We start from the raw sequence: 12463 nt of genomic DNA, 5'->3' as shown, positions 1-12463 counted from the left end.
TAAAACTCTTAAATAATTTTTAACTATATTTGACATGAATATTGGTTTGTTTTGCGACTTCAAGATACTGAATTTCAGTATCTTGACCAATATTTAATCAATTTATTTTTACTTTAAATAATTACACCCAACGGGTTATTTTAATATTTAATTAAAAGTTAAAATTTCATTTATAATAGTAATACTATTATATTTGCATAAAATAATATTAAAATGAAAACTGTACTTTCAAACCTTAAAATTCAGGTTAATGACAAAATCTATGTTAAAGACCCTGAAACTTCTGCTTTAGGGAAAAGAATTATTCAAGAAAGTATAATTCTAATTGATGAAATAGGGTTTGAAGATTTTACTTTTAGAAAGTTGGGCGAGCGAATCGGTTCAAATGAAAGTTCTATATATAGATATTTTGATAGCAAACACAAACTAATGCTTTATCTGTCTTCATGGTATTGGGGTTGGATTGAGTATAAGCTGCTCTTTGCAACCACAAATATTTCAAGTCAAACTGAAAAATTAAATAAAGCTATTACTGTAGTCACCGAAAAAATTGTAGATGATACCGAAACACTTCATATTAATGAAGCAATATTAAATAAAATTATTGTTGCTGAATTCACAAAAAATCTCATTACCAAAGGAGTTGATGCAGAAAATAAAGATGGTTTTTTTTTAGTGTATAAGCGGGTAATTACTAGATTGGTTGAAATCATAAATGAAGTCAATCCTGAATATTCCTTTGCAAAAAGTCTGGCATCGGCAGTTGTTGAAGGCGCATTGCACCAACACTTTTTGAAAGATCATTTGAAAACGATAACTGATTGTACATCCAATGATTCAGTCACAGAATTTTACATTGACCTAATTGAAAAAACGTTAAGAAAATAACTATGGCACTTACAGCAGCACAAAGGTTAATCAACCTATTAAAACTAGATAAAAAGGATATATCGCAAGTTTTCTTTTATGCCATATTTGCGGGTTTGGTTAGTTTATCGCTTCCTTTAGGTATTCAGGCAATTGTAAATTTAATTCAAGCCGGAAGAGTCAGTGTTTCTTGGATTGTCTTGGTTTTTGTAGTCATTTTGGGTGTGGCTTTGGTTGGAATTTTGTCTTTAATGCAATTGCGGATTACCGAAAATCTGCAGCAGAAAATCTTTATCCGTTCTTCATTTGAATTTGGTTTTAGGCTGCCAAAAATTAAAACAGAGGAATTGTACAATCAATATCCTCCCGAATTAGCTAATAGATTTTTTGATACGATTACTATTCAGAAAGGTGCCACCAAATTGCTAATTGATTTTTCGACGGCGTTACTTCAGATAACATTTGGAATTATTTTACTCTCCCTCTATCATCCTTTCTTTATATTCTTTGGTATCTTGTTATTGCTGTTGCTTTACATCATTTTCAAGTTTTCCTACAACTCGGGACTTTCTACAAGCATGAAGGAATCGAAATATAAATATAAGGTTGTAGGCTGGCTTCAGGAAATTGCACGAAATAATTTCAGTTTTAAAAAAGCATCGAATTTTGATTTTGCATTATCTAAAAACAATCGCTTAGTTTCAGAATACCTTTCGTATCGAGAGAGCCATTTTAGTATTATTAAACGACAATTTTCACAACTAATTATTTTTAAAGTCATTATTACCGCTGGTTTACTGTTCATTGGAGGTTATTTAGTACTAAATCAAAAAATGAACATTGGTCAATTTGTTGCAGCCGAAATCATAATTTTATTGGTCATTAATTCTGTTGAAAAAATAGTGGTTGGATTGGAAACCCTTTATGATGTGCTTACCGCAGTAGAAAAGATAGGACAAATCACAGATTTAGCAATCGAAGAGACGAACGCCACCACAAATGATTATTGCTACACCAACATACAACTAGCTGCGGAAAATTTAAGCTATAAATTCCCAGACAGTACAGATTATGTATTGGAAAAAATCAATCTGACTATTAATCAGCCTGATAAAATATATCTGGAAGGCAATAACGGTTCAGGCAGAACAACACTTATTAGGATATTATCAGGCTTGTTACAGCCAACATCCGGCTCGTTATACATCAATGACGATACTTATAAAAAAATTGATTTGGAAATGTATAGGTCGCAGGTAAGCACTATCATTACTGGTGAAACGACTTTTGAAGGTACTGTGTTAGAAAACATCACATTTAACAATGCAATCGTAAGTCAGGAAGATTTAAAGTGGGCAATAGATAGTGTCAAACTTGGTAATTTTATTAAGTCTCTGCCTAAGGGATTAGACACTAAAATATTTTCCGAAGGCAAACAATTGTCATCCTCTATTGTACAAAAAATACTTTTAGCGCGTAGCATCATCAACAAACCAAAAATTTTATTTTATGAAGAAGCTTTAGATAAAATGGATGATGAAGTTTCTATGGAAGTAATTGATTTTTTAACATCCGACAAGAATAATTGGACACTGGTTGTATCATCCAAAAATCAATATTGGAAAACGAAGTGTACACGTACAATTACCATGAATGAAGGAAAAATAATAAGCGATACTAAACACTAATTTCCATGTTAAATATTTCAAATAATAACCCGATTGGCGAAGGAATAGATAAGTATAGCACCTTCAGCACGCTTGCAAACAGACCTCATTATAAAATCTTAAATCGTATTATCTTAGCTGTTTCTGTTCTTTGTATCATTATTTTATTTTTACCGTGGACACAAAACATTTCAGGAACTGGAGCGGTAACTACCTTAAAACCTGACCAACGACCGCAAACAATTCATGCTGCAATAGCTGGGAGAATCGAGAAGTGGTATGTGAAAGAAGGGGACTTTGTAAAAAAAGGAGACACCATACTTTTTATTTCGGAAACCAAGGAAGATTATCTTGACCCAAACCTTGTTGAAAACACACAAAGCCAACTCAAAGCGAAGGAAATGGCAGGTAAATCCTATGGTGGAAAAGTCAGTTCTTTATCGGCACAGATTGCAGCAATTCAAAGTGAGCGGGAATTGAAACTCAAGCAGGCGAAGAACAAAATTAGGCAGTCATTGCTAAAAGTTAAAAGTGACAGTATGGACTTGATTGCCGTAAGAACCCAGATTAAAATTGCAAATACACAATTCAATCGTTCCTTATCACTTAACAAAGAAGGTTTAAAGCCGATGACAGATGTTGAAGAAAAACGCTTAAAATTACAAGAGGTAGAGGCTAAAATTATCACTCAAGAAAATAAGCTTTTGACCAGCGAAAACGAATACATCAATGCAAAGGTAGAAGTAAATCGAATTGTTGCTGAGTATAGCGAAAAGGAACAAAAGACCAAAAGCGACCAATTTACAGCACTTAGTAGCCAGTACGATACCGAAGCTCAGGTAAATAAACTCAAAAATCAATATGCCAATTACCAAATAAGGAACGGTATGTATTATATTAAAGCACCGCAAAGTGGTTATATCAATCGTGCGCTACAATCAGGAATTGGAGAAACCATAAAAGAGGGAACACAAATAGTTAGTATCATGCCATCAAAATATGATATTGCTGTAGAAACGTTTGTGTCTCCAACTGACTTGCCTTTGCTGCATAAAGGCGAAAAAGTTAGGGTATGGTTTGATGGATGGCCAACCATTGTTTTTTCTGGCTGGCCGGGCATGTCTTACGGAACTTATGGCGGAAAAATAGTTGCGATAGAAAACTTTATCAGTGAAAATGGAAAATTTAGGGTACTTATTGCGCCTGACAAAAGTGAAGTTCCGTGGCCTAAACAAATCAGTATTGGTTCCGGTGCACAAACATTGGCGTTACTCGAAAATGTTCCTGTATGGTTTGAAGTTTGGCGAACGCTCAACGGTTTTCCTCCCAATTATTACAAGCCAAAATCTAATCTTCAAAAAGATAAAAAGTGATGAAAGTACTCCTGCCGTTTTTCTTATTCTTTAATTTGTCAGTGTACGGTCAGTTAAAAGATTCAAAAGAACTTACTTATACAGAGTTTATCGGATATGTAAAAAAGTATCATCCATTGGTTAAAAGCGCGAATCTACAAATTAGTGCCGCACAAGCAAATCTAATGATGGCTCGCGGCAGCTTCGACCCTAAAATTGAGGTAGACTTTGAACAAAAGCAATTCAAGGATAAAGAATACTATTCCATCCTGAACAGCAGCTTTAAAATTCCAACTTGGTATGGTATAGAAATTAAGGCAGGTTTTGATAACAATGACGGCATTTATCTAAATCCACAAAATGTTACACCAAATCAGGGATTAACCTCATTAGGAATAGCAATTCCAGTGGCACAAGGGTTGCTTATTAACCAACGAATGGCTGATTTACGTAAAGCTAAAGTTAAATTGAAATTAAGTCAGGCAGAACGAAATTTAGAATGTGTGCAGGTAATTTATGAGGCGTCAATCGCTTATTTTAACTGGAAAAGAAATTTTAATGAGGTTCAATTATACCAACAGTATCTTGCTAATGCAAACATTCGTTACCAAGGCGTATCAAAATTGATTGAACAAGGTGACAAACCAGCGATTGACAGCACAGAAGCGGGAATTGTTGTCAGGAATCGAATGTTGAGTTTAGAAGAATCACAGTTGAAATTAGCAAAATCAAAACTAGAATTATCAAATTTCCTTTGGCTTGAAAATAATATACCGTTTGAATTACAGGATGCCATTATTCCAGATGAAAATTTAGATGCCACTATTAGTGAAACATTATTGATGAATAATTTAATGTTGGAAAATACTTCTTTGGAAAACCATCCCAAAATCAATCTGTTAAACAGCAAAATTGAAATACTGGATATAGATCGAAAATTAAAGGCTAATATGCTTTTACCTAAAATTGATTTAGCGTATTCCTATTTATCCGAGCCAACTTATTTTGATAACTGCAGACTACAGGATTACAAAGTGGGGATGAATTTTTACTTTCCGTTGTTTTTACGCAAAGAACGTGGAGGCTTGCAATTGGCAAAATATAAACTTCAGGAAACCAAATTTGAATTGGATTTAGAGCGCGTGCAACTGAAAAATAAAATTAAGGCACAGCAAACCGAAATTAGTTCATTAGATAAACAGCGTAGGTTAATCAACCAATTAGTGTCCGATAATTCAACAATGCTTAATTCAGAAGAACGTCTTTTTACTTTTGGTGAAAGCTCCATTTTTTTAATCAATTCAAGGGAAAATAACCTAATAGCAAGTCAGTTGTCGAAGCTTGCTATTGAAAATCGTTATTTTGAATCGAATGCTTCGTTGTTCCGTATAATGGGTGTTTTGTAATCTATTATTTGGCAAGCCAATATTAATAAGATGCAATCCAGGAAAAATGCGTTTCTTTTAAACTTTCTTTTCTTATTTGAATAAATTGTAAATAGGCATTTGCAGCTGGACTCAGTCTCTTTCCTTTTAGCCAAATAAGCGTCCAGTTCGTAACAATAGGCAGATTTTTTACAGGTATTATTTTTATACTTTCATTTTCCAATTCATTTTTTAAACCAATTAATGGCATTATTGAAAGTCCAAGACCCGACATAACCGCCTGTTTTATAGCTTCGTTGGAGGTCAATTGTAATTTCATATTTACCTGAATGCCCTGTTTTTGAAAATAATTTTCCATTGCAATTCTCGTTGCCGAACCTTCTTCCCGATATATGAGTGGTGCATTTAATAAGTAATCGCCAATGTTTTTTTTATCAGATGAAGTTATATTCTTACTCGCAACTAAAAACAATTTGTTGGTTAGTAACACTTCCGACTCAATCCCGATTCCTGAAGGTAATGTTGAGACTAATGCAAAATCAACTTCATTATTTTTGAGTGCGTTGATTACTCCAGCTTTGTTGGTCACATCCATTTCTAATTCTACGCTGCGGTTTGCATTAGTAAAATCAGTCAGAAAGTAGGGCATTACATATTTGCCTGTCGATACTACAGCAATTTTTAATTTGCCCGATAAGACTCCACGAAACGCAGAAGTTTTGTAATTGATTTTATAAACCTCATTAATTATGTTTTCAGCCGCCAACGCAATCTCTTTTCCAAATTCTGTTATATAAAGTTGCCGTCCAACCACTTCCGTTAATGGAATTTCAAACTGATTCTGTAAATTTTTCAGCTGTATTGACACAGCAGGTTGCGTGAGGTGTAACGCTTCAGCAGCTTTTGTTATGCTTTTGGTTTGGGTAATCTTTAGAAATACCTGAAGTTGATGTAGTGTATAATTCATAAATTATGTTTATGTATATCATAACAAATATAAATAAAAATATATGAAACATTATATAGAATTTTGCCCTGTACTTTTAAACACTAATAATTATGAACAGAACTAAAAGAAATAGTATAATGCTAGTATTTTCATTACTGTATTTAATTACGGCTTTAGTATTAAACCTATTATTCCAATCTATTCTCTTAACCTATTTAGTTTTGGGTATTGCCATTATACTAGGTCTTTATCAATTAAAAAAATCAAATTATGAAAGTAGAAAATAAGTTAGAAATCAAATTGATTGATGGTGTCTTTACACCAAGTGATGCAGTTTCGTTGCTCACCACATTCATTAACGAGAAAATCAAGTACCATAAACTGGACGACTTTAGCAATCATATACGTTATGACCGAGATTCTCAGCACTCAAAAGATAGAATCGCGCAACTTTTGGCAAACAAATCTGAATTAGAATTATGGATGAATGAGGTTAAAAAAGAAGCATCTAATCTTAGTGTAAAAAGTATCATAACCATAGAAATTGAAGACACTGTTCAAAAATCGTAAACTTCTTATTGCTACAAAGCACAACAAGGAAAAGGTAATTGCGCCTTTGTTTGAGAAAGGTCTTGCCGTTTCTTGTTTCATATCTGAAGAATTTGATACCGATTCCTTAGGTACTTTTTCAGGAGAAATTTCAAGGAAGGATGACGCGCTGACGACACTTAGAAAAAAATGCGTTCTTGCTATGGAAAAGAATCATTGTGATTTGGTTATTGCTAGTGAAGGGTCGTTTGGCGCACATCCATCCGTTTTTTTTGCCCAAGCTGATGATGAACTTATGATGTTAATGGATGCTAAAAATGAACTCGAAATTGTAGTGCGTGAACTTAGTATGGAAACCAATTTTAACGGCTCCGAAATCGCAACCGAATCAGAATTGGAGATGTTTGCCCAACAAGCTAGCTTTCCATCACACGGACTTATTCTGAAGCCTGCCGTAGAAAATTATGACATGGTAATTAAAGGAATTACGAAATTGGAGGAACTTAAGAAGCACTTCAAAGAAATTAAAAACCAATTCGGCGAAGTCTATGTCGAAACCGATATGAGGGCTAACTTTAATCCCACCCGAATGAAAGTAATTGAAAAAGCAGCACTAAAACTTTTGAAGGCGGTTGAGTCTTTATGTCCAAATTGTGAAACTCCAGGATATATAGTTACCAAAGCCTTGCCCGGACTGCCTTGTAGCTGGTGCAACTGCCCTACTAATAGTACACTAAGTTTATTATATACCTGTAAAAAATGCGATTTTACAAATGAAGTTTTATATCCGCACGAGAAAACCAAAGAAGATCCTGCCTATTGCAATTTTTGTAACCCTTAAAAAATTTTAAACCTAATTTATAAATAATATGAAAAACAAACTGACTTTATTTTTAATCCTTATTTCCTTTTCAGGATTATTTCACAACTGTAAAACTTATCAAGCGCCTAACAGCAATCAACACGTTTTTAACAAACAAGAACAACACGACCTAACGCCAAACGAGGTGCTGGAAAATTTTAAAAAAGGCAATGAACGTTTTCGTACAAGCAACATTACAACTAGAAACCATTCAGAAGAAATTAGGAAAGCCGTAACCAGTGGGCAATATCCTGAAGCAATGGTTTTGAGTTGCATCGATAGCAGAGTGCCCGTGGAAGATGTTTTTGATTTGGGGATTGGTGACGTATTTGTTGGAAGGGTAGCCGGGAATTTTGTGAATACCGATTTATTGGGCAGTATGGAGTTTGCCTGTAAGGTGGCGGGTGCCAAACTAATCATTGTTATGGGACACCAACATTGCGGTGCTGTAAAAGGAGCTATTGACGATGTTAAACTAGGCAATATCACTGCAATGCTTCAAAACATAAAACCGGCAGTTGCAATGAGTCAGGATTTCGACGGCGAAAAGTCTTCCAAGAACGAAGCTTTTGTAAAAAAAGTGGCGCAAAATAATGTACGTAATACCATCGCTCAGATTAGAGCCAAAAGCGAAATTCTGCGCACAATGGAAGAAAGGGGAGAAATTAAAATCGTAGGGGCATTTTACACACTGCGTACAGGTGAGCTACAATTTTTAGAATAATCAATCAATAACTAACTTAAAATATTTCAAATGAACTTAAATTTACTTTTAGACAATTTAACGAATCCCGCATTACTTTTTTTTCTGCTTGGTATTCTTGCTACACGGTTAAAGAGTGATCTGGAAATACCCTCAACTACATCCAAATTCATATCAATATATTTATTGTTTTCAATAGGTTTTAAAGGCGGGCAAGAATTAGCGCATAGCCATTTCACCCTTGATATTTTATGGTCAGTCTTTTTTGGATTGTCGATAGCTACAATCATTCCGCTCTATTGTTTTTTTATTCTAAAAAGAAAGTTCAGTGTTGAGAATGCAGGAGCAATAGCGGCAGCGTATGGTTCAGTAAGTGCTGTAACATTTGTAACAGCTACCACTTTTCTTGAAATTCAAAAATACACTTTTGGCGGACACATGGTCGCTATTATGGCATTGATGGAAGCTCCTGCAATCATTGTAGGGGTAATTCTGATGAGAATGTACTCTAAAAAAGATTCATCGACAACAAGTTTAAAATCAGTAATCAAACATTCATTTACCAATGGGAGTGTTTTATTAATTCTAGGAAGTTTAGTAATTGGTTTTTTAGCCAGTGAGCAACAAGCCATGGGAATTAAACCGTTTACTACAGATATTTTTAAAGGATTTTTGGCAATCTTTCTTTTAGATATGGGTATAGTTAGCGGTAAAAAACTTAACGACTTCTTTAAGAGCGGTTGGTTTGCAACGGCGTTTGCCATATTAATTCCATTGGTAAATGGAAGTTTAGTTGCTTATTTCAGCCAATTTGTTACTGAAGAAGTAGGAAACCGTTTTATTTTTGCTATTCTTGCAGCAAGTGCCTCATATATTGCAGTTCCAGCTGCTATGAAAATTGTAGCTCCAAAAGCTAATCCCGGATTGTTCCTACCAATGGCGTTGGCGGTTACATTTCCGTTTAACATAACTCTTGGTTTTCCAATCTTTTTTGCAATTATAAATTTTTAAAACTGATGAGAAATATAAACGTTAGAGAAGTTAAACCTCGCATGATTTGAAAGCAAGTATATAAAAAAGTAATATTATTAAAGCTAATCGATTATTTAAAATAGTCGCAGGTTTTTCTGATGCCATTTCCTTTTTCATCAATCAAATCAAATGTTTCAATCAGAGATATAATAAAAGGATTTATTTTTGACAACCTTTGGATTTTCTTTTCAGTTTCAGATAATACTATTTCAAGGGTTTTTTTACTTGCATCTTTTCGTATTGCAAAATAAATATCAGCTAAATCTGTTCCTGTTTCAAATTCCGAGTTTTCAACTATTGAACTACATTTGATTTTGAAACCTAGCTTTTGCAATTCGACTACTTTCTTATTCCAGTCTTCAAATTCTCCCTTATCAGGATAAATAACAATATTCTCTTTCTTGATTGGTTGTAACAATTGCAATTTTAAATTTTGTTTGCTTCCTGTTGCCATCCATTTATATTCGGGAATAAATAGGCTCATTATTATTGCCGTTTTTTCAGATTCAACAATTGCAATTGTATTGCAATTATAGTTTTAAGGAGGTGCAACCCGTATAAACACTGCATAAGGTTGAATTTATCTTTATTGATTTTTTTGTGAACCCAGTTAATATGTGGAAAAGGAATTTTTACTCGTTTACCTGTAATTTCATCAAATAGAATTATTTTACCAGTATGGACTTTTTGAAATTGATTTATTTGCCAAAATACAGTTGCACCTTCCCAATGTTTTGAAGTTCCTATTTTATATTTTGCGATACAATTTTCAACTTCTTCTTTTGAGAAATGCTTGTGTAGAAATTTTACAAAATTGTTATTGCAGTATTTTTTCAAAGATTGCTTTACTAATAGTGGGTCAATAAAATCTGGAATGATATTTATCTTTTCAATATTGACTATTGCAATGCTCTCTTTTTGTTTTGGATTATTTTGATAACCACAACTTGTTTCTCGGTCGCATCTGCCGAAAGCTTCATCAAGATATTCATAAGTAACTTGATTGCAATACCTAACAAATCGTTTTTTTCCACAGCTAGGGCAGATATACTTCTTACTCGATTTATCTAATGAATATTTAAATTCTGTCATAACTATTCGTAATTCTCGTAATCCTCGTAGTCTTTACGACTGTTACGAAAATTACGGGATTGGTTTTTTGGGTTTAAAAACTGTTGCAAGCAAATATTCAATAGCATCTTCTTTTGTGAATATGACTTTTTTGCTTTTTTTCTTTTTAAAGTCGTATTTGGGTTTTACTTCTTGTCCTTTTACCAATACCATAAATTTTTCCTTCTCTTCTGGAGAAAGTGCAAGGAAAACTTCATATGCTGTATTGGCAGTCATTTTATAGATTATTTTTCTTTAAAATGATTCTTACTGTACCTTCTGAAATACCAAGTAATCTTCCAATTTCAGATTTTGAATTGCCTTTTTCAAATAGCTGTAATATTTTTGAGTTACGTTCATTTGCATCACCAGTACTTAAAGTTTTTAAATGCTCATTTTCTGAATCATAACCGTTAAAACTGAACTGTAAAAAGCTATTTACTTTTTCAATTCTGCAAACGATAATGTTTTCTGAATCATAAACCTGTTCACAATTTCGTTGCTTGATTTGTTTGATATATCGTAATCCAATTTCCTGATGACTTTCTCCAATAGCAAAACTACTATCACAAAAATTCATTAGCATTTTACTTCCTGATAAATGGTTTTTTGTTATCGGTTTGCAAGTGTCTATTTTTGGAGTATGCGCTAAAACCAAAATTGACAAGCCATATTTGTTTTTCAAATCCTTTAAAAATTTCATCAATGGCAAGGCATCTTTTGCTTTTTCATTATCAGTTTTTAAATAGGTAATATTGTCAACAATTAAAACTTTAACACAATAATCAATAATTGATTTTTCAAGTGAGTAAAAAAGAAAATCTTCAAAAGAGTTGAATCTTTTATCTTCAAAATAATCGGGGTTAATCTCTGCTCGTAAGAAGTTTGAGCTAAATGAAAAATGATTTGTAAAGTTTTCAGAATATCTGTTTTCAAACTGTTTGTCTGAAAGTTCAAAATCAAAATAGATTATTGGAGTAGGTGGACATTCTAATTTTAAACCACAAGTAGAAATTCCTGTACTGATACTATTTGCAATTTGTACGGCTAAAATAGATTTGCCTAGATTAGTATCGGCAAACAAAATACATATTTCTCCCTCAAACCAAAATTCGCCAAATAGCATTCTCGGGATTGGTCTATTTTTAGCAATTTCAATAAATTGATTAGCTGATTTTATTTCAAAAATGGAGTTTGAATCAGGAACTAATTCTTTCTTTAACTCTTCTTTGAAATTATTTAGATTTTCATTCATACCACTAGATTTTTTTGCAAATCTATAGTGCTATGTAGCGAAGAGTTTTATCTTATTGCTTGAAAGTAATTGAATTAAAGTGCTTTACAAAAGTTTAAAGAAGTTTACAGAACTTTAAAGTAATCGTTAAGGAGCATTTCTAATTCATTAGTTATTCTCGAATAATCTGAATCTTTAGTTTCATTTACTGTATATCCGAAAATTGAAGGATAAGTACCGATATTGCAATTAAATGTTCTTTTTAAAGAATTATACAATTCAGTTTGAGTGCCATAAGTAATAGTTAGTACTTCTTTTTTAATTAGAAAATCAATAATATACCGCAATTTTTTTCCTTTGATAGTTGGGTACTTCTTTAAAATAATACTTTCAATTTCCGAGTTTTTTTCATGGGAAATAAAATCTCTAAAGAGTTTTTCTCTTTGAGGTAAATTAGTTGAAAACCTTTTAAATACTAATGTTTCCTTTACTTCTTGAATAAAAATTTGAGCATTAAAGTTTTGCGCTTTGTGACCAGTAATTTTTTCAACTTCTGCTAAATGATTATTAAAATTCAAATTTTGACAATTAAATAAAGCTTGCGTGCTAGAGTGGTATTCAAAAAGATATTTCACTGCGACACCTTCGTAAAACTTATATTAGTTGGGTTCATCAAACTATGGGTATTGAAACACGAATACTTTCATCACATTCTAATGATAATGTCTTGGTGGAGCATTATTTAGACCCTAC

The 12463-nt window shown here is 32.9% G+C and carries 14 protein-coding genes; 8 read left to right on the top strand and 6 right to left on the bottom strand.

Annotation, left to right across the window (positions count from 1 at the left end; genetic code table 11):
• Positions 1-213 precede the first annotated feature (213 nt).
• The 4 genes from Q0Q99_RS11980 to Q0Q99_RS11965 are packed head-to-tail and all read left to right on the top strand — an operon-like array spanning position 214 to position 5292.
• The gene (locus Q0Q99_RS11980) at positions 214-888 is read left to right on the top strand and encodes a TetR/AcrR family transcriptional regulator (protein WP_293896239.1); all 675 of its coding nucleotides are present in this window, start codon (positions 214-216) and stop codon (positions 886-888) included.
• Positions 889-890: 2 nt separating this feature from the next.
• Positions 891-2555 carry a peptidase domain-containing ABC transporter gene (locus tag Q0Q99_RS11975; protein WP_293896237.1) on the top strand — a complete coding sequence of 555 codons (1665 nt, stop codon included), beginning with the start codon at positions 891-893 and terminating at the stop codon, positions 2553-2555.
• A 5-nt stretch (positions 2556-2560) separates the two neighbouring features.
• On the top strand, positions 2561-3907 hold the full coding sequence (locus Q0Q99_RS11970) for an HlyD family efflux transporter periplasmic adaptor subunit (protein WP_293896234.1): 1347 nt from the start codon (positions 2561-2563) through the stop codon (positions 3905-3907).
• On the top strand, positions 3907-5292 hold the full coding sequence (locus Q0Q99_RS11965) for a TolC family protein (protein WP_293896245.1): 1386 nt from the start codon (positions 3907-3909) through the stop codon (positions 5290-5292). The genes Q0Q99_RS11970 and Q0Q99_RS11965 overlap by 1 nt, the downstream gene beginning before the upstream one ends.
• Before the next feature lie 22 nt (positions 5293-5314).
• On the opposite strand, the gene Q0Q99_RS11960 is transcribed toward Q0Q99_RS11965, so the two are convergent.
• Entirely contained in the window at positions 5315-6238 is a 924-nt protein-coding gene (locus tag Q0Q99_RS11960) for a LysR family transcriptional regulator (protein ID WP_293896231.1), read from the bottom strand.
• Between the two features lie 252 nt (positions 6239-6490).
• Here Q0Q99_RS11960 and Q0Q99_RS11955 point away from each other — a divergent pair, with 252 nt between their 5' ends.
• The 4 genes from Q0Q99_RS11955 to Q0Q99_RS11940 are packed head-to-tail and all read left to right on the top strand — an operon-like array spanning position 6491 to position 9345.
• A complete protein-coding gene (locus tag Q0Q99_RS11955) occupies positions 6491-6790 on the top strand; it encodes a hypothetical protein (protein WP_293896228.1) in 300 nt (99 codons plus the stop codon).
• Entirely contained in the window at positions 6765-7610 is an 846-nt protein-coding gene (locus Q0Q99_RS11950; protein ID WP_367175044.1) for a DUF6671 family protein, read from the top strand. Before Q0Q99_RS11955 ends, Q0Q99_RS11950 begins: the two co-directional genes overlap by 26 nt.
• A gap of 28 nt (positions 7611-7638) precedes the next feature.
• On the top strand, positions 7639-8355 hold the full coding sequence (locus Q0Q99_RS11945; protein WP_293896225.1) for a carbonic anhydrase family protein: 717 nt from the start codon (positions 7639-7641) through the stop codon (positions 8353-8355).
• Positions 8356-8385: 30 nt separating this feature from the next.
• A complete protein-coding gene (locus Q0Q99_RS11940; protein WP_293896222.1) occupies positions 8386-9345 on the top strand; it encodes a sodium-dependent bicarbonate transport family permease in 960 nt (319 codons plus the stop codon).
• 91 nt (positions 9346-9436) lie between these two features.
• Here Q0Q99_RS11940 and Q0Q99_RS11935 read toward each other — a convergent pair whose 3' ends face one another.
• The 5 genes from Q0Q99_RS11935 to Q0Q99_RS11915 form a co-directional block, all read right to left on the bottom strand.
• Positions 9437-9850: a DUF6371 domain-containing protein gene (locus Q0Q99_RS11935; RefSeq protein WP_293896219.1), complete on the bottom strand. Its 414-nt coding sequence runs from the start codon at positions 9848-9850 to the stop codon at positions 9437-9439.
• 2 nt (positions 9851-9852) lie between these two features.
• A complete protein-coding gene (locus tag Q0Q99_RS11930; RefSeq protein ID WP_293896216.1) occupies positions 9853-10458 on the bottom strand; it encodes a DUF6371 domain-containing protein in 606 nt (201 codons plus the stop codon).
• A 51-nt stretch (positions 10459-10509) separates the two neighbouring features.
• Positions 10510-10713, bottom strand: a complete 204-nt coding sequence (locus Q0Q99_RS11925; RefSeq protein ID WP_293896213.1) for a hypothetical protein — start codon at positions 10711-10713, stop codon at positions 10510-10512.
• Position 10714: 1 nt separating this feature from the next.
• The gene (locus tag Q0Q99_RS11920; protein WP_293896210.1) at positions 10715-11731 is read right to left on the bottom strand and encodes an AAA family ATPase; all 1017 of its coding nucleotides are present in this window, start codon (positions 11729-11731) and stop codon (positions 10715-10717) included.
• Between the two features lie 104 nt (positions 11732-11835).
• Positions 11836-12288, bottom strand: a complete 453-nt coding sequence (locus Q0Q99_RS11915; RefSeq protein ID WP_293896207.1) for a hypothetical protein — start codon at positions 12286-12288, stop codon at positions 11836-11838.
• Between the last annotated feature and the right edge of the window lie 175 nt (positions 12289-12463).

Origin of the sequence: Flavobacterium sp. (genome assembly GCF_025352425.1) — a bacterium.
Taxonomy (GTDB): domain Bacteria; phylum Bacteroidota; class Bacteroidia; order Flavobacteriales; family Flavobacteriaceae; genus Flavobacterium.
The sequence above is the reverse complement of the archived record's forward strand: the minus strand, read 5'-3'. Positions and strand labels throughout refer to the sequence as shown.

Bases quoted from the DNA above. Each gene is read 5' to 3' on its own strand.
- Q0Q99_RS11980 (WP_293896239.1), top strand. From the start codon at position 214: ATGAAAACTGTACTTTCAAACCTTAAAATTCAGGTTAATGACAAAATC.
- Q0Q99_RS11975 (WP_293896237.1), top strand. From the start codon at position 891: ATGGCACTTACAGCAGCACAAAGGTTAATCAACCTATTAAAACTAGAT.
- Q0Q99_RS11970 (WP_293896234.1), top strand. From the start codon at position 2,561: ATGTTAAATATTTCAAATAATAACCCGATTGGCGAAGGAATAGATAAG.
- Q0Q99_RS11965 (WP_293896245.1), top strand. From the start codon at position 3,907: ATGAAAGTACTCCTGCCGTTTTTCTTATTCTTTAATTTGTCAGTGTAC.
- Q0Q99_RS11960 (WP_293896231.1), bottom strand. From the start codon at position 6,238: ATGAATTATACACTACATCAACTTCAGGTATTTCTAAAGATTACCCAA.
- Q0Q99_RS11955 (WP_293896228.1), top strand. From the start codon at position 6,491: ATGAAAGTAGAAAATAAGTTAGAAATCAAATTGATTGATGGTGTCTTT.
- Q0Q99_RS11945 (WP_293896225.1), top strand. From the start codon at position 7,639: ATGAAAAACAAACTGACTTTATTTTTAATCCTTATTTCCTTTTCAGGA.
- Q0Q99_RS11940 (WP_293896222.1), top strand. From the start codon at position 8,386: ATGAACTTAAATTTACTTTTAGACAATTTAACGAATCCCGCATTACTT.
- Q0Q99_RS11935 (WP_293896219.1), bottom strand. From the start codon at position 9,850: ATGAGCCTATTTATTCCCGAATATAAATGGATGGCAACAGGAAGCAAA.
- Q0Q99_RS11930 (WP_293896216.1), bottom strand. From the start codon at position 10,458: ATGACAGAATTTAAATATTCATTAGATAAATCGAGTAAGAAGTATATC.
- Q0Q99_RS11925 (WP_293896213.1), bottom strand. From the start codon at position 10,713: ATGACTGCCAATACAGCATATGAAGTTTTCCTTGCACTTTCTCCAGAA.
- Q0Q99_RS11920 (WP_293896210.1), bottom strand. From the start codon at position 11,731: ATGAATGAAAATCTAAATAATTTCAAAGAAGAGTTAAAGAAAGAATTA.